This is a genomic window from Arthrobacter sp. 05T420, assembly GCF_056396305.1.
The window spans coordinates 434,301-455,594 of sequence record NZ_JBFTLG010000001.1 but is presented as its reverse complement, the minus strand read 5'-3'; the positions used below and the strand labels follow the sequence as shown (position 1 = coordinate 455,594).

19 protein-coding genes are annotated in these 21,294 nt (G+C 65.2%); 4 read left to right on the top strand and 15 right to left on the bottom strand.

Features of this window, described 5'->3' with window-relative positions; translation table 11 throughout:
* Nucleotides 1-14 precede the first annotated feature (14 nt).
* The 10 genes from ftsX to AC1DEM_RS02045 form a co-directional block, all read right to left on the bottom strand.
* Complete coding sequence (gene ftsX / locus AC1DEM_RS02090) at nt 15-929, bottom strand: permease-like cell division protein FtsX (RefSeq protein WP_476882868.1); 915 nt, start codon at nt 927-929, stop codon at nt 15-17.
* Nucleotides 926-1,744 (bottom strand): cell division ATP-binding protein FtsE, encoded by an 819-nt coding sequence (ftsE, locus tag AC1DEM_RS02085; RefSeq protein ID WP_476882867.1) that lies wholly within the window; start codon nt 1,742-1,744, stop codon nt 926-928. The genes ftsX and ftsE overlap by 4 nt, the downstream gene beginning before the upstream one ends.
* Before the next feature lie 192 nt (nt 1,745-1,936).
* Complete coding sequence (gene prfB / locus AC1DEM_RS02080) at nt 1,937-3,052, bottom strand: peptide chain release factor 2 (RefSeq protein ID WP_476882866.1); 1,116 nt, start codon at nt 3,050-3,052, stop codon at nt 1,937-1,939.
* Between the two features lie 139 nt (nt 3,053-3,191).
* A complete protein-coding gene (locus AC1DEM_RS02075) occupies nt 3,192-3,605 on the bottom strand; it encodes a pilus assembly protein TadG-related protein (protein ID WP_476882865.1) in 414 nt (137 codons plus the stop codon).
* A 107-nt stretch (nt 3,606-3,712) separates the two neighbouring features.
* Nucleotides 3,713-4,105: a hypothetical protein gene (locus AC1DEM_RS02070; RefSeq protein WP_476882864.1), complete on the bottom strand. Its 393-nt coding sequence runs from the start codon at nt 4,103-4,105 to the stop codon at nt 3,713-3,715.
* An 88-nt stretch (nt 4,106-4,193) separates the two neighbouring features.
* Complete coding sequence (locus AC1DEM_RS02065) at nt 4,194-4,538, bottom strand: TadE family protein (RefSeq protein ID WP_476882921.1); 345 nt, start codon at nt 4,536-4,538, stop codon at nt 4,194-4,196.
* A gap of 84 nt (nt 4,539-4,622) precedes the next feature.
* A complete protein-coding gene (locus tag AC1DEM_RS02060) occupies nt 4,623-4,841 on the bottom strand; it encodes a hypothetical protein (RefSeq protein WP_476882920.1) in 219 nt (72 codons plus the stop codon).
* A 149-nt stretch (nt 4,842-4,990) separates the two neighbouring features.
* Complete coding sequence (locus tag AC1DEM_RS02055; RefSeq protein WP_476882863.1) at nt 4,991-5,932, bottom strand: type II secretion system F family protein; 942 nt, start codon at nt 5,930-5,932, stop codon at nt 4,991-4,993.
* Nucleotides 5,929-6,783, bottom strand: a complete 855-nt coding sequence (locus tag AC1DEM_RS02050) for a type II secretion system F family protein (protein ID WP_476882862.1) — start codon at nt 6,781-6,783, stop codon at nt 5,929-5,931. Before AC1DEM_RS02050 ends, AC1DEM_RS02055 begins: the two co-directional genes overlap by 4 nt.
* Complete coding sequence (locus AC1DEM_RS02045) at nt 6,783-8,006, bottom strand: CpaF family protein (protein WP_476882861.1); 1,224 nt, start codon at nt 8,004-8,006, stop codon at nt 6,783-6,785. The genes AC1DEM_RS02050 and AC1DEM_RS02045 overlap by 1 nt, the downstream gene beginning before the upstream one ends.
* Before the next feature lie 185 nt (nt 8,007-8,191).
* On the opposite strand from AC1DEM_RS02045, the gene AC1DEM_RS02040 reads away from it, so the two are divergent.
* Nucleotides 8,192-9,064, top strand: coding sequence for a glycosyltransferase family 2 protein (locus AC1DEM_RS02040; RefSeq protein ID WP_476882860.1), 873 nt, complete (start codon nt 8,192-8,194; stop codon nt 9,062-9,064).
* 44 nt (nt 9,065-9,108) lie between these two features.
* Here the strand turns inward: AC1DEM_RS02040 and galE are convergent, their stop codons facing one another.
* Entirely contained in the window at nt 9,109-10,152 is a 1,044-nt protein-coding gene (galE, locus tag AC1DEM_RS02035) for a UDP-glucose 4-epimerase GalE (RefSeq protein WP_476882859.1), read from the bottom strand.
* Between the two features lie 277 nt (nt 10,153-10,429).
* On the opposite strand from galE, the gene AC1DEM_RS02030 reads away from it, so the two are divergent.
* Together AC1DEM_RS02030 and AC1DEM_RS02025 are read left to right on the top strand one after the other, a co-directional pair.
* Complete coding sequence (locus AC1DEM_RS02030) at nt 10,430-12,898, top strand: GH25 family lysozyme (protein ID WP_476882858.1); 2,469 nt, start codon at nt 10,430-10,432, stop codon at nt 12,896-12,898.
* Between the two features lie 247 nt (nt 12,899-13,145).
* Nucleotides 13,146-15,770, top strand: a complete 2,625-nt coding sequence (locus tag AC1DEM_RS02025; protein WP_476882857.1) for a GH25 family lysozyme — start codon at nt 13,146-13,148, stop codon at nt 15,768-15,770.
* 107 nt (nt 15,771-15,877) lie between these two features.
* On the opposite strand, the gene AC1DEM_RS02020 is transcribed toward AC1DEM_RS02025, so the two are convergent.
* The 4 genes from AC1DEM_RS02020 to AC1DEM_RS02005 all read right to left on the bottom strand — a co-directional run bounded on the left by AC1DEM_RS02020 (nt 15,878) and on the right by AC1DEM_RS02005 (nt 19,261).
* Nucleotides 15,878-17,023, bottom strand: a complete 1,146-nt coding sequence (locus AC1DEM_RS02020) for a glycosyltransferase family protein (protein ID WP_476882856.1) — start codon at nt 17,021-17,023, stop codon at nt 15,878-15,880.
* Nucleotides 17,024-17,104: 81 nt separating this feature from the next.
* Nucleotides 17,105-18,196 carry an acyltransferase gene (locus tag AC1DEM_RS02015; protein ID WP_476882855.1) on the bottom strand — a complete coding sequence of 364 codons (1,092 nt, stop codon included), beginning with the start codon at nt 18,194-18,196 and terminating at the stop codon, nt 17,105-17,107.
* Complete coding sequence (locus AC1DEM_RS02010; protein WP_476882854.1) at nt 18,193-18,591, bottom strand: DUF2304 family protein; 399 nt, start codon at nt 18,589-18,591, stop codon at nt 18,193-18,195. The genes AC1DEM_RS02015 and AC1DEM_RS02010 overlap by 4 nt, the downstream gene beginning before the upstream one ends.
* A gap of 4 nt (nt 18,592-18,595) precedes the next feature.
* Nucleotides 18,596-19,261 carry a glycosyltransferase family 2 protein gene (locus tag AC1DEM_RS02005; protein WP_476882853.1) on the bottom strand — a complete coding sequence of 222 codons (666 nt, stop codon included), beginning with the start codon at nt 19,259-19,261 and terminating at the stop codon, nt 18,596-18,598.
* A gap of 134 nt (nt 19,262-19,395) precedes the next feature.
* On the opposite strand from AC1DEM_RS02005, the gene AC1DEM_RS02000 reads away from it, so the two are divergent.
* Nucleotides 19,396-21,234: an ABC transporter ATP-binding protein gene (locus tag AC1DEM_RS02000; RefSeq protein ID WP_476882852.1), complete on the top strand. Its 1,839-nt coding sequence runs from the start codon at nt 19,396-19,398 to the stop codon at nt 21,232-21,234.
* Nucleotides 21,235-21,294 lie beyond the last annotated feature (60 nt).

The following is a 21,294-nucleotide window of genomic DNA, read 5'->3' as shown; positions in this document are numbered from 1 at the left end:
TTCGTTGCGCAAAGCTAGACCCGCAAGTACCGGCGGAGGGTCAGCAGGGAGGAAGTCCCGGCCAGGACGACGCCCAGGCCAATCAGGGCAGGAGCCAGGATCAGGGTCTGCCCCGGGGAGATGAACGCGGTGTCCGGATACTGCTTGGACAGGACCTCACCGAGGAAGAAGTGGGCCACGGCCCACAGGGTGACGAAGGCCAGGGCCGCGCCGATCACCGCGGCGATGACGCCTTCGAGGATGAACGGCAGTTGGATGACCATCTTGGACGCGCCCACCAGGCGCATGATCCCTGTTTCCCGGCGGCGGCTGAACGCGGACAGCCGGATGGTGGTTGCGATCAGCAGGATGGCGCAAACGATCATGACGCCGGCGACGCTCACGGCCACCAGGGACGCCGCGTTCATCGCCGAGAACAGCCGCTCCAGCAGCTGCCGCTGGTCGATCACGGTCTCCACGCCGGCCTGGGAGGAGAAGGTCTCGCTGATGATCTCGTACTTCTCCGGGTCCTTCATGTTGATCCGGAAGGAGGCCGGCAGCTGGTCCGGGGTCACAGAGTCAACGATCGGGGAATTGGAGAACTGTTCTTTGAAGTGCTTGTACGCGTCGTCTTTGGACTCGTACTGGAAGTCGTTGACGTACTGGGCCACCGCGGGCGACTGCAGCAGCTTGCGCAGGTTGGCCTCCTGCTCCGGCGTCGCCGGGCCGGTGGCGCAGCCGGGCGCCGTCGAACCGTCACTGCAGAGGAAGATGGCCACTTGGACTTTGTCGTACCAGTAGCCCTTCATCTGGTTGATCTGCAGCTGCAGCATGCCGGCGGCACCGACGAAGGTCAGCGACACGAAGGTCACCAGGATCACGGAGATCACCATGGACAGGTTGCGGCGCAGGCCGCTGCCGATCTCGCTCAGGACAAATGCAAGCCTCACGCCTGGGCCTCCCCTGCGGTGCGGATCTCTGCGCGGGCTTCGGCGCGTGACCCGGGCCGGGGCGGGATGATTTGCGGTTCGTCGCGGCCGCTGGCGTCGCGCAGGCGGCGCGACTGGCCCACGATGGGAATCATGGAGGTGTAGAGGGCCTTGGCCTCGTCGCGGATCACGACGCCGTTCTTGAGTTCCACCACCCGTTTGCGCATCTCGTTGACGATGTCGTCGTCGTGCGTGGCCATCACCACGGTGGTGCCGTTCTGGTTGATCTTGTCCAGCACGCCCATGATGCCCATGGAGGTGGTGGGGTCCAGGTTTCCGGTGGGCTCATCGGCCAGCAGGATGCCGGGGCGGTTCACGACGGCGCGGGCGATCGCCACGCGCTGCTGCTCGCCGCCGGAGAGCTCGTGCGGGAGGCGGTTTTCCTTGCCTTCAAGGCCCACGGTTTTCAGGACCTCGGGGACGGTGTCGCGGATGACGCTGCGGCTCTTGCCGATGACCTGCATGGCGAAGGCGACGTTGGCGAAGACGGTTTTCTGCGGCAGCAGGCGGAAGTCCTGGAAGACGACGCCGATTCCGCGGCGCAGCCGCGGCACGCGCCAGCTGGAGATGTTGGCGACGTTCTGGCCGGCGACGTAGACGGCGCCGGAAGAGGCGCGGTCCTCTTTGAGGACCAGGCGCAGGAACGTGGATTTTCCCGAGCCGGAGGCACCGACGAGGAAGGCGAATTCACCACGGTCGATCTCAAGGTTGATCGAATCCAGCGCCGGCCGCGCCTTCTGGTCATAGACCTTGGTGACATTTTCGAAACGGATCATGGCCCTAAGTACCCTGCAGGGTGGGCCGCGAGGGCCCGGTTCTGCCGCCGGGGCAAGGGCTTTCGTTTGGGGGAAGTAGAGCTCCGGCCCCTCGACTATACGCACGGGTAACGGCGGAACTGCCGGAACGGCGGGGCGTGTCGCGCGATTGTCAGGGACCTCCCGGCCGGGTGGCCAGTGGCAGTTCGGCGCCTACTTCTCGGCGTTCCGGTTGTCCGTCCGCCAGCGGATGCCGGCGTCGATGAAATCGTCGATTTCGCCGTCGAACACGGCCGAGGTGTTGCCGACCTCGTACTCGGTGCGGAGGTCCTTGACCATCTGGTACGGGTTCAGGACGTAGGAGCGCATCTGGTCTCCCCACGAGGCCTTGACGTCGCCGGCGAACGCCTTCTTCTCTGCGTTCTCCTGCTCTTTCTTCAGCAGCAGGAGGCGGGACTGCAGCACGCGCAGGGCGGCGGCGCGGTTCTGCAGCTGCGATTTCTCGTTCTGCATGGACACCACGGTGCCGGTGGGAATGTGGGTCAGGCGCACCGCGGAGTCCGTGGTGTTGACGGACTGGCCGCCGGGGCCGGAGGAGCGGAAGACGTCAACGCGGATCTCGTTGTCCGGGATGTCGATGGAGTCCGTCTGCTCGATCAGCGGGATCACTTCCACGGCGGCGAAGGAGGTCTGGCGCCGGCCCTGGTTGTCGAACGGGCTGATCCGGACCAGGCGGTGGGTGCCGGCCTCGACGCTGAGCGTGCCGAAGGCGTACGGCGCCTTGACCTCGAAGGTTGCGGACTTCAGCCCGGCTTCCTCGGCGTAGGAGGTATCCATGATGGTGGTCGGGTAGCCGTGGCGCTCGGCCCAGCGCAGGTACATGCGCAGCAGCATTTCGGCGAAGTCCGCCGCGTCCACCCCGCCCGCGCCGGCACGGATGGTCACCACGGCTTCTCGCTCGTCGAACTCGCCGGAGAGCAGGGTGACCACCTCGAGCTCGGACAGTGACTTGCGGACCGATTCGAGTTCCGCGGCTGCCTCGCCCATGGAATCGGCGTCGTCCTCGTCCTGGCCGAGTTCCACGAGGACCTCGAGGTCGTCGATCCGGGACGCCAGGTTGTTGAGGCGCTCGAGCTCGGTCTGCTTGTGCGAGAGCTTCGAGGTGATGATCTGTGCCGCGGCGGGGTCGTCCCACAGATTGGGTTCACCGGCCCGCTCGCTGAGCTCGGCGATGTCTTCCTTGAGCGCCTCGACGTTCGAGACGTTCTCGATGGACGCATAGGTGGCCCGCAGTGCGCGGATTTCAGCGGGAAAATCAATGTTTGCCATGGTTTTTTAAGCCTACGCTATGTGTCCTAGCCCCCTGACCCGCCCGCTTGCCCCGCAGCCGGTTGCTCTATCACTCTGGGTTGCCAAAAGGCCGGTTTGGCAGCCCAGAGTGATGGGGCCGCAGGGGCGGACGGGCAGTTCAGCGGCTGAGCCGGGACCGCGCCGTCGACGTCGCCTCGATCCGGATGCCGTCCGGCACCAGGAAGTTCACCACTGGCGGGTGGACGGCGGCGCTCAGGACCACGACGGCGGTGGCACCGTCCGGGCTGCCCGTGGACGGCGCCACGGCCAGGCCGCTGAAGCGGGCGAACCCGCCGTTGCGGCCCAGATAGTCGACGGTGGCGCTGCGCACCCGTGCCCCGCTGAGGACGGCCGTCGGTGTGCCGCCGGCGTTGCCAAGCTGGCCGAGGGTGAAGCTGTCCGCGGCGGCCACGGAGGCGCCGTCCGCGAGCGAGAGCAGTTTCTTGTGCTCGAGGTAGACGCTGGAGGCGGCCATCACGACGGTCGCGACCAGCAGGGCAATCAGAATGAAGCCGATGCTCAGCACAAGCACTTGGCCCTCTTGCCGGCGGCCTCGGGGCTGGTGTCGGCGCGCGGGCTTCGGGTGGCGGGTGCTTGGGCGCCGGGGTCCTGGGTGGCTGGATGCGCCGGCAAGGATTGTCACCGGAACCTGCCCACCAGCTGGGTTGCCGACGCGCTGAGCTGGCTCGCGTTCAGATGAAGCGCATCGCTGAAGGGCACAAACGGCAAGGGCACGGTGAGGTGGACGGTGACCGTCACCGCGGAGCCGGGAGCCAGGCAGTCCGCCGGCTCGCAGCGGGTGTCGAAACTGGCGTTTTCCGCCGGCTGGCCGTAGTCGGCGAGCGCCAGCAATACCGCTTGCTCAGCCGCGGCCCGGCCGCTTGCCGCGTCCGGTTGGGCTACGTAGACCTTGGCGGCCTGGTCGGCGGCGCCGACCACCGCGAACGAGCCGCCCTGGATCTGGCCCACGGTGATGATGAAATAGACCAGCGGCACCATCAGCAGCGCGGACAGGAAGACGAACTCGACCACGGCACTCCCCTGTTCCGGCGAACTTCCGGCGCCGTCGGCAACGGCGAGAGCAGGGTCGGGCCAGAACCGTGCCCCTGACCGTGACCGTTCAGCGCTGGATGGCAGCATGGCCCTTGACTTCCAAGAGCGCCCGGGGACCGATGAAGCCGATGACCGGCAAGGGTGCCCGGACTGTCACCTCCAGCGTGCGGATGCCCTGGTACGTCGATTCACTGGTGGCCACGTCCCGCGCGAACTCGGAGTTAAGCGCCGCCGTGATCAGCTGGACCGTCCGGGCCCTGGCATCCCCGCCGTTGCGGTCGGCCAACGTGCCGTATCGGGCGCCCGAGGCAGCGGCGTCGATCAGGGTGTTCCGGATGTGAAGGACCAGGGTGAGCTGGACGATCGCGAGGAAGAGCAAGGTGAGCAACGCGCCGATCAACACGAAGTCCACGACGGCGGCGCCGCGCTCCGCGACGTGGCCGTCCTGCGGGTTCTTGCCGTTGCGCCCGTTTCCCTCGCCCTGGGCTGCCACCGGCTACTGTCCGACCTTATCCATGGCCTGGTTGAAGAGTCCCTCAAGTGCAGGCCCGGCGATGGCCAGCAGGGCGGCCACGAGAACTGCCGACATGAGGGTGATCATCACCCAGCCGGGGACGTCCCCTCGCTGGGGATGGTGGGCTCCCACGTCAGGGTGGTCCCCCAACCGCGGTCGCGGCGCAGCAGACCACGGCGCAGCAGGCCCCCAAGTCAACATGCTGAGCGCGCAGGCCACCAACGCCACCCGTGTTCTGAAGTTCTTCACGTGTCCTCTTTCCTGATTTTCCTGGTTTTTTGGTTCATGGTTTCTGTTTCCGGGTCCGGATTGTTCGGCTCTGATAGTTCGCAACGCTTCACTGGCGGTTCTTAGAGCCCGAGACTGACTGCGGCCAGGCCGGGGAAGACCGCGAAGATGACCGTAAGCGGGAGGACCCCGAAGACGAGCGGCACCATCATGCCGATTTCCTTCTTGCCCGCGGACTCCATGAGCTCCCTCTTGGCCGTGTCCCTCACATCCTGAGCCTGCGCCCGGAGGACGTCGGCAAGCGGCGTTCCGCGCTCGACAGCCACGATCATTCCGTCAACGAAACGGACCAGCGGCCCCTGATCGGTCCTCGCCGAGAACTCGTGGAGGGCTTCCACGAGGGGTTTGCCGGACCTGGTTTCGGCGAGAACACGGGCAAATTCCTGTGACAGCTCACCCTGGGCGCTGCGGCAGACCCTGTCCAGGGCACCGGTGGCGCTCTCTCCGGCGCTGACCGCCAGGGCCATGAGTTCGGCGATGCTGGGAAACTCTGCCATCATTCGCGCCTCCCGTTTCTTGATGTGCACGCCCAACAGGTAGTCCCGGAGCAAGAAACCGCCGACGGCGCTTCCCACGACGGCCACGACTGCGACGAACGGGTTGAAGCGGCCGATCGAGCCGGCGAGCGCCACAACGCCCACGGCGAGGACGAAGCCGCCGGCCGCCCAGAGGAGCTGCTCAGCCCGGAAGTCCACCGCTGTCTTGGCGCTGCCGGCACGCGCCAGCCTGCGATTCAACGCCGTGGTGCCCAGGTTGATCCGACCCAGGGACCTGACACCGTCCTGGATCGCGGGGCGGAGGATTCGTTCCAGCGGCCCAAACGGCGTGAGATTCCTCGGGGCCGCGCGCAGGAGCCGGGATTCCAGGTTGTGTGTCCTCAGCTGCGGGCCGATACGCTCGACGAACGTCGTCGGGCGCATGAAGGGAAGCCGGACGAGGAACAGCCAGAGACCCGCCCCGAGCACGGCCCCGCACAGCGTGGCGCCCGCCATCAGCCCTGTCATCGGAGGACCCGCTGCTCTTCCGGCAGAGCACCGATTCGCAGCATGACGGCGTAGGACACCAGGGAGATGGCGAGGCCGCCCAGGAGAACCGCGGCGCCAACCGGGGTGTTGTACGCCATCACAGCCTCAGGACGGCTGGCCAGCAACACCAGGACAATCCAGGGCGCAGCGACGGCCAAGCGGGCGGCGTTGACGGTCCAGGATTGCCTGGCCTCCAGTTCGCTCCGGGTCCGGGCACTCTCCCGCAGGAACTCCGCGAGGGTGCCCAACAGCCGCCCGAGGTCCGAGCCGCCCACCTCGCGGGTGAGCCGGAGGGCCTCGACAATCCGATCCGCTACGGGATCCGCCAACCGGTCTTTGAGCCGGGTGAGCGAGGGATCGAATTGGCCTCCCGACCGATAGTCAGAGCCGAAGTCCACAAAAACGTGGCGAAGCTCCACCGGGCCCTTGTCGCCAAGCTGGATGAGAGCCTTCGGCAGTGACAGGCCGGCCCTCATGGCTGAGCGCAGATGATCAACGACGTCGGGCCAGAGCTGGCGGAGGACGGCCGTGCGCTTTCTGGCACGCCACCGGACCATCGCCATCGGCAGCCAGCCGCCAAACAGGCCAAAACATCCCGCGATCGGCCACGAGCCGGTCACTGCGAAGAATGCCAGGGTTGTGAATGTCCCGACTCCGAGGCACGAGGCCAGCAGCCCCGCTGCGCTGACCTTTTCGATGCCCGCCGACCGCAGGAGATCCTCAAGCCGACTGGTCCGGGACTTGCGCCGCACGCCCGGTGGCTTCTCCCACGCGGACCACCAGATCAGCAGGAGGCCGACTCCACCCAGCATCCCCAGGAGCGGCGCCATCAGCGCTGCTCCAGCAGCGCCGCGACGTCATACCCGGAGCGGGCAAACTTTTCCGCGGCGGGCATGGAGTTGGCCTTGGGCAGAAGCTGCCCGTCCGACATCGTGAACACCATGGAGGATTCGATGATCCCGTTTTCCACCCGGCGGCCCAGTGACAGGATCTCGGTGACCTGCCGGCGCCCGTTAGCGTGCCTGCTGCAATGGACCACCAGATCGATGCAGGAGGCGACGGTGGGAACGACGAACGCACTGGAGATGTTGTCGCCGGCGAGCAATGGCAGCGTGCAGATCTTTGTCACTGCATCGTGTGCGGAGTTGGCATGCACAGTGCACATTCCGGGAAGGCCGGAGTTCAATGCGATGAGCATGTCCAGGCTCTCGGCCTCCCGAACCTCCCCGACCACCAGCCGGTCCGGGCGCATCCGCAAGGCCTCCTTGACCAGCCGGCGCAGCGGAATCTGTCCCTGCCCCTCCAGGTTCGGCTGCCGGCACTGTAGACCGACGACGTCGCGGAGCGGCAACTGCAGCTCGAAGATTTCCTCCACGGTGATGACCCGCTCCCGGGTGCCGATGCTCGCGGCGAGGCAGTTGAGCATGGTGGTTTTGCCGGCCTGCGTGGCACCAGAGACCAGGATGTTGAGCCCGCTCGCTACGGCCGCACCGAGGAACCGGGCCGCCTGGGGAGTCAGCGTTCCCAGCTCCACCAGGTGTTCCAACCGGCTGGCCTTCACCACGAACTTGCGGATATTGATGGCCCAGTGACGCCGGGTGACATCCGGGATCACCACATGGAGGCGGGAGCCGTCCGGGAGCGCCGCGTCCACGAACGGGGAGGACATGTCCAGCCGCCTGCCGGAGCTCTTGAGCATCCGCTCCACGAGGTCACGGACCTGCCGATCCGTCAGCGACACGGACGTCAGTTCCGATTCACCATTGCGCGCTACGTAGATCTCATTCGGTGCGTTGAGCCAGATTTCCTCTATGCCCGGATCATCCAGAAGCGGCTGGAGTGCGCCAAACCCCGCCACAGCGTCGAAGACGAATCTCCGGGCCTGCTCTAGCGGGCCGATGGGCGGAAGCGGTCCGAGCAGCGCCCGCTCGTCATAGTCGCTGATCGCCTCCTCCACGAGGCGGCGCACTTCGCCGCTCTGCCGCAGCGGATCCAGGCCGCGGCGACGGATCAACTCACGGACTTCGTCCTCGACGATGCGCACAGCTTCCACGGTGCCCCCACATGACCGCTACCCCTCCCCCTGGGGCAGTGCAACTGGGGTTAAAGCTAGAGGAGCCGGGCCGTTCCGACAAGGGCGTCAGACGCCCTTGTGGATAAGTTGGCGGCAGCAGGCCCGCAGAACCCGCCTCAGCCCGCTCGACTAGACTCGGACATTAGCTAACAGAAAGGTCGCAAGTGCCACAGCTGAGCGTGCTGATCCCCGTCAAGGACGGGATGCCCTACCTGAAGTCAACCGTTGCCAGCACCCTGCGCGCGATGCCGCGGGACTCCGAACTGCTTGTTCTGGACGACGGCAGCACCGACGGCACCGAGGCGTTCCTCGCCAGCTTGAGTGACAAGCGGCTCAAGGTCTTCCGAAATGAGCAGTCAGCCGGTGTGGCTGCTGCTTCGACCGCCCTGCTCTCGCACGCAAGCGGCGAACACGTCGCCCGCATCGACGGCGACGATATCTGCCTGCCATGGAGGTTCGCCGTCCAGCGCCGAGCCCTCGAAGGCGTGGACATGGTCTTCTCGCAGGCTCTCATGATTAACGCCAAGAATGTCCCGTTCCGGCCTCGCTTCGAGCCGGGCATCTCCGCTGAGGCCATGCCGCTGCATCTGCTGCTGACGAACGTGCTGATGAACCCGACAATGTACGCCTCCCGTGCCGCCCTGGAATCGCTCGGCGGATACCAGGCAACCCCGGCCGAGGACTACGACCTGTGGCTTCGTGCCGCGACGGCGGGGCTGCGCATGCGTCGCATCCCGCGGCTGCCAACCATTGCCTACCGCCGTCACCAGACCCAGCTGAGCCAGACCCGGGCCTGGTCCGACGAGAACGGCGACAAGATCCTCGCCGAATCGTTCAGCAAGCTGGCCGCGGACCGGCTCGGGTTCCAGGGATCGGCCGCCACCGTCCTGTACAACCGGCCGGCGGCGGGAAAGCCGTACCCGGAGGACCCCGACATTGCCGAATTCGTCCGTTGCATGATGCAGGCGGCCGGCCGCCTTGGCGAGAGCGACCGGCGCGGCGTCGAGGCGCGGCTGACGGCCAGCTACCGCGTCTGACCAGGTCGGCGGGAGGCTAACGCCTCTGACCAAGTTGGAGGGAGCTAGTCGCCCTTGACTCCGGCGGTCTCGGCAACCGCGGCGTAGCCCTGGGGGTTCCTGCTTTGCCAGCGCCAGTGGTCCTCGCACATTTGTGCCAGGCTGCGGTGCGCGGACCAGCCCAGATCCGCCAAGGCAGCCGAAGGGTCGGCGTAGCTGACGGCGGCGTCGCCGGGGCGGCGGGGCGCGAACTCGTAAGGCACCGGGTGCCCGGCCGCCGTGCCGAACGCCTCGATGACCTCGAGCACGGAGGAGCCCCGGCCGGTGCCAAGGTTCCAGCGGAACACCCCTGCTTTGTTGCTGAGGTAGCCCAAGGCGGCCAGGTGGCCGGCCGCAAGGTCCATCACGTGGATGTAGTCCCGCACTCCGGTGCCATCCGGCGTCGGGTAGTCGTTGCCGAACACCATCACTTTTTCGCGGCGTCCCACGGCCACCTGTGCCACAAACGGGAGCAGATTGTTGGGGATGCCGGTGGGGTCCTCGCCGATCAGGCCGGACTCGTGGGCGCCCACCGGGTTGAAGTAACGCAGCAGTGCGATGCTCCAGCGGGGATCGGCGGCCGCCAGGTCGGAGAGAATGTCCTCGATCTGTTCCTTGGTGCGGCCGTAGGGGTTGGTGGCATCCAGCGGGGCCTTCTCGATGAGAGGGACTTCATCCGAGGCGCCGTAGACGGTGGCGGACGAGCTGAAGACGAGGCGGCGTACGCCGGCGGCGTCCATGCTGTGCAACAGGTTGAGGGTGCCCACGACATTGTTCTGGTAGTACATCAGGGGCTTCTCGACGGACTCCCCCACTGCCTTGAGCCCGGCGAAGTGAATCACTGCCTCGAAGCCGCCCTCGGCAAAAACGGCGTCCACCCCGGGACCGTCGAGAAGGTCGACCTTCCGGAAGTCCACGATCTTGCCCGTGAGCTGCTCCACGCGGCGCAGGGACTCCGGGTTTGAATTCATCAGGTTGTCGAGGACCACAACCTCGTGCCCCGCTTCAAGGAGGGAGAGCGTTGTGTGGGACCCGATGTAGCCGGCGCCGCCGGTGACCAATACCTTCATGCATGACAGCTTAGAAGGATCGGGCGGCCACTGCGAACTCGACCCGGGCTTGCCGAGTCAGAGTCCCGATAGCCGAACGGCTCCCGGAGAGCCTACTAATTTCAGGCCACGAGTGGTACCTTCGATCCCACTCGCCACATGGGCAACATCAGGACGGTGCTAGGGTGAGCGCGATAAGTCAGACATTCTCATCGTTCGGTGGTTCCCTCTCGGATCCGAACATACCCGAGACAAATATGCAGCGCTCGCGAAGCGCACCATCGTTCCGGAGCAGACCATGAAGCGAATCCACCTTCCCCACAGCATTGATTTCGGCAGACGCGCCGGGAGCGCATTGTTGCTCGTTTCGCTGTTGGCTGGTCCCGGACTGGCAGCGCCCTCCACAGCCGCCGAGCCACCGAGCCCAACTGTTGCGACGCCGACGTCGGCCGCTACTTCAACGCCAACGCCGACACCCGCGGCAACAGCCGCAGCGACGCCAACGCCGAAGGTAACGGCGAAGGCGACAGCGAAGACGACGCCGACGCCGGCCGCCCCGGCAACGACGCAGACGGCTCCCGCACCGACCACCGCTGCCCCGACTCCGGATTCGTCACCACGCACAGGTACACCCGATAACGCCGCGATGGCCGCGGCCATCGGCCCAGGCGGCGCCGAGATGGGGCAACGATCGGCCCGCGTGACGGGGACGGCTGCCGCAGGTCCCGGCACTGCCAGCAAGTCCCTGACCACCGAGGCTGCGGCAACGGAAGGCACCTGGAAGCCGACGTTCGGCATCCAGGGCCTTGATGTCAGCGGCCATCAGGCCTCGGTCGACTGGCAGCAGCAGTGGGACATGGGGGCCCGTTTCGCCTATGTCAAGGCAACAGAGGGCAACTACTACTCAAGCGAGACCTTCGCCTCCCAGTATCAAGGTTCCCGCAGCGTTGGGATGGTCCGCGGCGCCTACCACTTCGCGATTCCCAATTGGTCCTCAGGGGCAGACCAAGCACGCTACTTCGTCAACAATGGTGGCGGATGGAGTGCCGACGGTGACACACTGCCGCCGGTACTCGATTTTGAATTCAACCCCTATGCCGGCCGCACCATCAACGGCTTCTTCTTTGGAAACAGTTGCTATGACATGGCTCCTTCCCAGCTAACGTCCTGGGTGCGGGACTTTGGGAACACCATGCGTGCGCTAACGGGCCGCCTGCCGGTGATCTACACCAACACATCGTGGTGGAAGCAGTGCACGGCGGATGCACCGGGGTTCGGGGACTACCCGCTATGGGTGGCCGCCTACCCGTTAGCCGCCTCGAACAACGTCGGACCCATACCCTCAAGCTGGAGCAACTTCAGCATCTGGCAGTACAGCAGCACGGGTCCCTTCACAGGTGACTCGAATGTTTGGAACGGAGACTATGCCGGCCTGAAACGTTACGCGGCTGGATACGACGTCACCGGAGGAATCGGGTCCACGTGGGCTGCACTTGGGGGTGGTGGCGGAAAACTTGGGTACCCAACGAGCAACGAGATCTGCGGCCTGACCGGCGGCGGTTGCTACCAGCGCTTCCAGGGCGGCACCGTCCACTGGTCGCCGGCCACCGGCGCGGTTGCCACTTGGGGCGCCATCGGCGCGACCTGGGGCTCCCTGGGCTACGAAAACGGCAAACTCGGCTACCCCGTCACCAACGAGATCTGCGGCCTGACCGGCGGCGGCTGCTACCAGCGCTTCCAGGGCGGCACCATCCACTACTCCCCCGGCACCGGCGCACGCGCCACCGGTGGCGCCATCCGCGCGAGCTGGGGCATTCTGGGCTACGAAAACGGCAAACTCGGCTACCCCGTCACCAACGAGATCTGCGGCCTGAGCGGCGGCGGCTGCTACCAGCGCTTCCAGGGCGGCACCATCCACTGGTCGCCTGCCACCGGCGCCTCGGCCACCTGGGGCGCCATCCGTGCCACCTGGGCAGGCCTGGGCTCCGAGAAAAGCAAACTCGGCTACCCGACGGGCAAGGAAACGTGCGGCCTGATCAACGGCGGCTGCTACCAGCGCTTCCAAGGCGGCACCATCCACTGGTCGCCCGCGTCCGGCGCCTTCGCTGCTTGGGGCGGCATCCGTGCCACCTGGGCAGGCCTGGGCTCCGAGAAAAGCAAACTCGGCTACCCGACGGGTAGGGAAATCTGCGGCCTGACCGGCGGCGGGTGCTACCAGACGTTCCAGGGCGGCACCATCCACTGGTCGCCCGCCACCCGCGCCTTCGCCACCTGGGGCGGCATCCGTGCCACCTGGGGTGCCCTGGGCTACGAAAACGGCAAGCTAGGCTACCCCGTCACCAACGAAATCTGCGGCCTGACCGGCGGCGGCTGCTACCAAGGCTTCCAGGGCGGCACCATCCACTGGTCGCCCGCCACCGGCGCCCGCGCCACCTGGGGCGGCATCCGTGCCACCTGGGGTGCCCTGGGCTACGAAAAAAGCAAGCTAGGCTACCCCGTCACCAACGAGATCTGCGGCCTGACCGGCGGCGGCTGCTACCAAGGCTTCCAGGGCGGTACCATCCACTGGTCGCCCACCACCGGCGCCCACGCCACCTGGGGCGCCATCCGTGCCGCTTGGGGCGCCTTGGGCTACGAAAAAAGCAAACTCGGCTACCCCGTCACCAACGAGATCTGCGGACTCGCTAACGGCGGCTGCGTGCAAAATTTCCATGGCGGCACCATTAGCCGTACAGATGCGGCGGGCATCAAAGTTTCCTACAAGTGAATCTGTTCCAGGAGCCAGGTGCGCCGCTCCCGGCGAACCTGCGGGGCGGCCACCGTTGGCGGATTCCCACACGTCACTTTCAGATCAGAGACACCACCGGTCACTCTGGTATCAGAGCCGATCCGGTGCTATCGTTTCGGCGTCAGGACCCAGCGAATTGACTTATCGGCTTCCGACTCGCGGATGTCCGGTCATGGTGAACTAGGCAGCGTGTTTTCCGGAGCACGTTAGCGCTCCGGAGAGACACATGAAGCCGAACACGACCCTGTCAATACGACGCACCTCGCGGCTCAAGACCGTGGCAGTCGTGGTGGTCACCGCGGTTGCGGCGCTCGGCCTTCCGGCGCAGGCCTGGGCCCTCGAGCCGACGCCGTCGGCTTCACCGACTGCGACGGCCTCCGTGTCCGCCAGTCAGAAACCCGCCGCCAGCAGTGTCGCGACGGCTGAATCCACGCCGGCACCCAGCCCGGTCCCGACGCCGACAGCGGCGCAGGCGCCGGCAGTAACGGGTACTGCGCCGGGAACCATTGACATGAAGGCGCTCAACGCCGCCATCGGAGCAAACGGCGCCTACATGGGCCAGGGTTTGAAAACCCAGCTGGCCGGGTCGCCCCGGTCCGCCGCTCCTTCAGCTGTCGCGGAGTCCCTGCAGATCGAAAGCACCTGGCAGGCCCCCGGCATTCAAGGCCTGGACGTGAGCGGCTACCAGCCAACGGTGAATTGGCCGGCCCAGTACTCCATGGGCGCCCGTTTCGCGTACGTGAAGGCCTCCGAAGGCCTCACCTACCGCAGCCCCGCGTTCGCTTCCCAGTACGCCGGTGCCCTGAACGCCGGCCTCATCCGCGGCGCCTACCACTTCGCGCTTCCCAGCATCTCCACCGGCGCGGCGCAGGCAGACTACTTCGTCAACAGCGGCGGCGGCTGGAGCCCCGACGGGAAAACCCTGCCGCCGCTGCTGGATATCGAATACAACCCGTACAGCACTCTCGGCAACACCTGCTACAACATGAGCGCCGCCGCCATGGTCGGCTGGCTCAAGGACTTCTCCAACCGCGTACTGTTACGAACCGGCCGCCTGCCCATGATCTACACCACCGCGGGCTGGTGGTCCCAGTGCACCGGCAACTCCGGCGCCTTCGGGAGCCAACCGCTTCACCTGGCGCGCTACTCGACGTACATCGGCAATGTGCCGAACGGGTGGGGAACCTACAGCGTCTGGCAGTACAGCAGCACGGGCCCTTTCGCCGGCGACTCCAACGCCTGGAACGGCACCTACGCCAACTTGCAAAAATTCGCCTCCACCGCTGACGGGGCCGTCCTGAAGCCCTCGGTCATGTCAACCGGCGACGTCGTAGCCGCTGACGCCAGCGGCGCCCTGTGGGACTACCCGGCCACCGGCACAGGCAGTTTTGGTGCCCGGAAGAAGATCGGCCAAGGGTGGACGGGACTACGGTCGATCAACGTGATCGACTGGAACGCCGACGGGGTCCTCGACGTGGTCGCTCAATGGACATCTGGCCGGGTCAACGTCTACCTCGGCGTCGCTGCCGGCGGCTTCTCGGCAGGGCCCGTGCTGGCGGCCTCCGGCTGGGGCGGCTACCAGCTGACCATCGGCTACTGGCTGAGCAGCAGTTACTTCCCTCAGGTCCTCACCCGGGACAACGCCGGCAACCTCGCCATCTGGCGCAACAGCTCGGGTGGAGGCGTCGGCGCGGGCAGCAAGATCAGCGGCGGCTGGACCAACCTGAATCTGACCATGGTCGACTTTGACGGCGACGGCAACCAGGACATCCTCGCCCAAGACTCCGCCGGGACCATGCGCCAGTATCGTTCCAATGGAGCGGGTTCCTTTATCGCGGAAGCGCGCCGGACCGTCGGGACGTCTTGGAACCAGATGACCAGCGTGACGGTTACTTTCTCCTTCAAGGGCTACGCGGCCACCGGCATCATGGCCCGCACCCGTGACGGCTATCTTCGGTACTACCCCGTCCCGGGGAACTCCAGCTGGGGCGCCCCAACAGTCATTGGATCATCGTGGGGCAGTTACCTGATCGCCGGGGGCGAAAACATCAACAGCCAAGTCCCGGCCACCCCGCCAAGCCAGACACCGGCGGGTACGCCTTCCATTAAATCCGCGTCCGACATCGTCCGGGTGGACGCTGCGGGCAAGCTGTGGGCGCACCCGGCCAACGGAACCGGCGGCTTGAGCGCGCCGTACCAGATCGGCACCGGCTGGTCCACGGCTAAGGCCCTCCACGTCCTCGACTGGAACAAGGATGGTGTTCCCGACGTGCTGGCACAGTGGTCCTCGGGTGCCTTGAGCGTGTACTTCGGCGCCAAAACCGGCGGATTCACCGGTCCGGTCATCCTCGCCAGCACTGGGTTCGCCCAGACAACTCTCGTCACCGGCCGATGGGTGAAAGCGAGCAGCTATCCGGGACTCGTCGGCTACGGATCGGACGGCGCACTGTACTACTGGGCCAATGTTTCCGGCCGAGCCCTCAGCGCGCCAGAGAAAATCGGGGTGAGCTGGGGTGGCCTGAAGATCGCCATGACCGACTTCGACGCCGACGGTAACCAGGATCTGCTTGCCGTCAATTCTCTCGGCGCCATGCGGCTCTACCGCTCCAATGGCCAGAGCGGCTTCATCTCCGAGACACGAAAGACCGTTGGCTCGTCATGGCAGTACTTCAGGCAGTTTTCCAGTACGGCGAACTTTGCGGGCGCCGGATCCAAGGGTGTCATGGCTCTCCTGACGAACGGCCAGCTGGCCTACTACCCCATCGCCGCGGCAAGCACGTGGGGCACCCGCACCACAGCCGGCACGCTGCCGACGTCGACCGCGGTCTCTATGGCGACATCCGCCTACTAGGGAAGCCGTAGCCGCCGGCTGCTTGCTTGGTTTTGTATAGCGGGGGAAACAGGAAGCGGTCCACGTTGTATCCCAACGTGGACCGCTTCCTCTTTTGGAGCAACGACTCAGGACACCGCGGAATCGGAAGCTGGCAGCAAGGCGCGGATCGCTGCTTCCCATATCCCCAGCTGGGATTCCGCTGCGAGCGGCTTGGCGGCGCTGTCTGCCGCCCGCTTCCACTCCATGATCTGCTCCGGGTTCAGCGACCGGATCGTTGCGGCCAGCGCCGTCGGCGAGAAGTCCGGGGTGACCGTGCCAAAGCCGTACTGGTTGACGATTTCCACCATCGACGGTGAGGGTCCCACAATCACTCCCAGGCGGGCCTGAACGGCTTCGAAGAACTTGTTGGGCAAGGCGTTCTCCATATTGAAATTCGTCGGGGGAAGGAATACCAGCGAGACGTCATATTCGCTCAACGTCTGAACCAGTTCGGCGTAAGGCACTGGGTCGCGGAACTTCACTGCGGGCACGTCAGCCGCTGCTTGCTTCAGCTCGGCGACGTAATCCGGTTCGTTGGGCATCACGATCATGTCCAGCTCGACCCCGGGCGGCGCGCTGCGCATCGCCTCCACGAGGTTCTCCAGCTTCCGGTAGCGCTGTCCCGCAGCACTGTGGATCAGCCGTATTGTCTCGCCGACAGGCCGGGGCGCCCCCTCCGCGAAGGGCGCCGCGTTGGTGACCACGTCCGCAGCAACCCCAAAGTCCCGGGTGTACTGCGCCGCGATGCCGGGTGCCACCGTGGTGAGAGACCTTGCCCTGGGCAGGTACGTCCGGCAGAGCCACCGCATGTAGGGTGCGACGAACAGGCGCCATTTGAGGTCGTCATCCTTTTCCTTCGGCGCGAACTCATGGAGATCGGAGTGGACCCCGTACTTCGGTTCCAGTTCCAGCGCCAACGGCAGCGTGTTCAGATCATTGGCAAGAATGACATCAACGCTAACGCCTGCCAGCAGCTTCCGCGCTTCTTGGACCGCCGACATCTGGTCGTAGGCGCGCTGGTAGCGACGGCCCAGCAGTCCGATCCTGTCCGAGGGCCAGCCGATCGCATCTGACGACAAAGCAAAATGCTCATCCACGCCCTCCGGCGCGGCCCCGTAACCGCACGTGATGAGGTGGTATTTGCCGCTGAAGAGACCCACCTGCTTGAGCACGCGCGGGTCAGACCGGATCGGCGAGAAGGAAACGATGAGAAGTCGGGGCAAGGCAGTCATGCCTCCATCATTCCAGACCGGGAGGCCACGCCTTCACGGCTGGCCGGGCCCAGCCAGCGTAGCGGGCGTGAATGTCTGCCGCTAAAAAATGTTCCGCAGAAGGGGAATCCGCGCCGCAAGGACGGAGACGGCAAAGCTTATGGCGAGGGTAGCCGCGAAGCTTGCGAAGGCCGCCGCGATCGACCTGCCGTCGAAGACCGCCGGAACGTTGAGCCTGATGACCTCGAAGACCAGCAGGTGCACGAGGAACACGCCGAACGAAGCTCCGGAAAGGGTAACCAGCATCCGCCCGGTCCGGGGTGAAGGCGTGATGCGGCTGAAAATGGACTTGGCCGAGAGGAATACCGCCACGGCCAACATCATGACGGGCAGCGAGAGGTAGCTGACCGGAGCCACCACATTCAGCAACCCTGACTGCCCCTGGTGTCCGTACTGCCACAGACAGAGCCCTGCCAAACCAAGTGCCACCACGACGGCGGCGAAAAGGGACCGGCCGCTGAGCTTGGCGTCCCTCAGCGCACGGCCGGCCACGAAATAGCCAACGTATGGCAGCCAGTGGGTGAAGATGTTCAGGTTGATCGGCCGGGCGAAGCCCAGCGACGCTGCGATTCCGGGAGCCATGAAAGCCAGCGCGGTGGCGGCCAAGAGGACGGCCGCAAGGACCTGCGCCCGCCGCAGGCCCCCGCCCTGCAGGAACGCTGTGATCAGCGGAGCAACCAAGTAAAGGCCGAGAATCAGCCAAAGGAAATACAGCTGGGTAAAGACGGAGCCGTCAAAGAGCAGCTGGACCACCCTGGCCGGCGGCAGGTCTTCCCCGCGCATCAGCCAGCGGACTCCAACCAGATAGATCAGGTGCCACACGATAAGTGCAGGCAAGAGCCGCACCGCCCGCTTGCGGTAAAACGACCGTGGCGCCAGGACCCGGTTTTCGGGCGCCAGCAGGAGTGCGCCGGAGATCATCACGAAAACCGGCACGACCCAGATGAAGGGGATGTCCAGGGCCGCCCCCAGCCACCAGTTGCGGGACCCCCGTTCGGAGTGCCCCACAACGTACCCGAAGAGGTGGATCGCTACGACGCCACAAATACTGAGAATCCTCAGGATGTCCAGAGAGTAGTCGCGGGTCGAAGCGACCGCCGCGCTATCTTCCGGGCGTGACCTGAGAACCGTCATTCGGTCTCCCGCATCCGTTCCGAGAACAAGGTGGACGTGGACTGCGGCACATCTTTGAGCCATGGGCGGGGGGTTTCGTCAATGGCGATCCGCCGGGAAAGTTGGGTGAGCGTTGTCTCCATATGCCGGAAGCGCTGGTAGGTCGTGGCCATGAAAACCATGAAGCTGACGATCAGCCCGTAGAGGACCAGATCTGTGCCCCGGCCAATACCCAGGGAACGGGCGAGCATGGTCAGCAGTTCCGGGAAGAAAATCGACAACGCGGCCACAACCGCGAAAATCACCAGCATGATACGGCGGATGGCCAGGTGCCGGGCATTTGATCCACCCCGCATGAGCGCGAGGGAGACGACAATGACGGCCAGTACGAGAACTATTTGGACTATGATCTGCAATTTCTCACCTAAACAGAAGGTCAGCGATGATGTTGACGGAGTTCAGCAAGGACTGGCCTTTTGCTTTTGAGTAATCGGTGTAGATGATTTCGACAGGGTGCTCCACCCAGCGCGGTTTGATCTCGGACACCTGGTGGATTAACTCCGAGGCGTGCGCCATCCTGTTCTGGGTGAGGTGGATCTTGCGGGCGACGTCCGGCCCAATGGCGCGCAGCCCGTTGTGCGCGTCGGTCAGGGCCATTCCGGTCGCCAGCCGGGACTGGACCGCGGCGGTCCGCAACACCAGGCGCTTTGCCGGGGAAAGTTTCGTCCGGCCATCCAGGAACCGTGAGCCGAGGACCAGGTCGGCTTCGCCTGTCCGCACGCGGTCAACCATTGCTTTGGCGTCCTCAACCCGGTGCTGGCCGTCGGCGTCGAACGTTACGATGCAGTCAAGTTCAGGATCCTGCAGCGCATATTCGAAGCCTGTCTGCAGTGCGGCACCCTGGCCCAAGTTGACCGGGTGCTGGACCACCACCGCGCCGGCCTGCCTGGCCACATCCTGCGAGCCATCGCTGCTTCCGTCATCGACGCATACGACATTCGGAAATTCTTGGCGGATTCCGTCGATAACCCCGCCAACGACGGAGGCCTCGTTGTACATAGGTATGACTATCCAAGTGCGACTCACGCATCAAGTATTCCACAGTCGCCACCGCCGAATTGGGCCTCTCGGCGTTCCGGCTACCGGCGCCGGTAAAAGGAGCCGAGGCAGCACCCCGCGTAGTATGGAAAGGATTCTTCCCCGCCGCTTTGGAGTACTCCTTGAAACAACTGCGCCGCACGATGCGCGAGCTGCTGCCGCTTCTGCCCGATAACGCCAGGCGGTTCCTTACCCTCTTTGGCGTGCTCTCGGCGGTGCTTTCGCTCCTCGATTCGGCGGCGTTGGGCGTCTTTGCTTTGGTCCTGAACCAAATCCTCAAGGGCGGGACGATGACCCTGCCGGTTATTGGAACCGTCACCCAGGAGTTCAGTCTCTTGATCCTCGTCTCCTCGGCGTTGGTCATGATCCTGAAGTCCGTTCTCAGCATCTGGCTTCAGTGGGTGTCCACCCGCAGGTTTGCCGACTATGAACTTGAGATTGGCTCTATTCTCTTCCAGAGCTACATCCGTGCTCCGTGGACGGAGCGGATGAAGCGGTCCACCACCGAGCTCGTCCGGATGATCGACGTCGGAATCGCCAACACCGTATCGGGTGTGCTGTTCCCGGCCGTCACGCTGCCGGCCCAGGCGCTGACGTTCGCATCGGTCCTCGTGGTGCTGGTGGCTGCATCTTGGCAGACCGCTTTGTCCACTGTCCTCTACCTCGGGATCATCGCGGCGTTCCTTTACTTGTGGCTCTCAAAGAAGTCGTATGAGGCAGGAAAGGTGAACCGCGACGCCGCACAGCGCATGTCCACGCTGGTGTCTGAAATGCTCGGGGCGCTCAAGGAAATCACCCTCCGCGACAAGGCGGAAGAAGTGGGCGGCATCGTCCTGCACAGCCGGGAACGTGCCGCCCGTTCACGGTCAAATATTAGGTTCATCAGTTCGGTCCCCAAGTTTGTGATCGACATGGCCCTGATCGGCGGCTTCCTGCTGATTGGTGCGGTGGGCTACATGATCGGCGGCATGGAAACTGCGATGTCATCGGTCGCGATCTTCGGCCTGGCTGGCTTCAAGCTGGTGCCGGCACTGACCACGGTCCAAGGCCAGATAACCCTGATCCAGTCGACTCTTCCCTACACCGAGATCGTGATGCGGGACATCAAGGAAGCGGCCGTCTTCCGGGAAAACGCCGAGAAGCTGGGCAAGACCCCCATCACCAGCGAGCCGAAAATGCTCGAACTGAAGAACGTTGAATTCACCTATCCGGGGGCAGAGGGTCCGGCGGTCACCAATATCAGCCTCAGGCTGCCCATCGGCTCGTCTGTGGGAATCGTGGGTCAATCAGGGGCCGGCAAGTCCACCCTCATCGATATCTTCTTGGGGTTGTTGACCCCGTCGAAAGGCACCATGACCCTCGACGGCGTACCGCTCGAGGATGTGCTGGCCGATTGGCGCAAGCGTGTGGGCTACGTGCCCCAGGACGTGGCGATCTTCGACGGCACAGTCGCCCAGAATGTGGCCCTGAGCTGGGGCGGCGACATTGACGAGGACAAGGTCCGAAGCGCGCTGGAACGCGCCCAACTCCTCGACACCGTCAATACCCGCGCTGGCGGAATCAATGGCCGGGTCGGCGAGCGGGGTCTGGCCCTGTCGGGCGGACAACGCCAGCGGCTGGGCATCGCACGTGCCCTGTACATGGACCCCCTGATCCTGGTGCTCGACGAGGCCACCAGTGCGCTGGACACGTCCACGGAGGCTGCAGTCGCGAATGCGATCAGCGAACTGCACGGCGAGATCACCGTAATCTCCGTGGCTCACCGTCTCTCCACGATCCGGCACAATGACCAGATCTGCTTCATGAAGGAGGGCACCATCGTGTCGCAGGGCATTTTCGACGAGGTCATCCGTATCAATCCGGATTTCGCCCAGCAGGCTGCTCTCGCGGGTCTTCACACTCTGGATGGCGGCGCCCCCGCCCCAGGTGAGGCGGCGCGCCCGGAGGCACGCGCGCTGTAGGCAACCCGGGTCCGCATTCCCGGCCGCCCGCATTCCCCGGCGGTTCGTCCGCCACCGGAT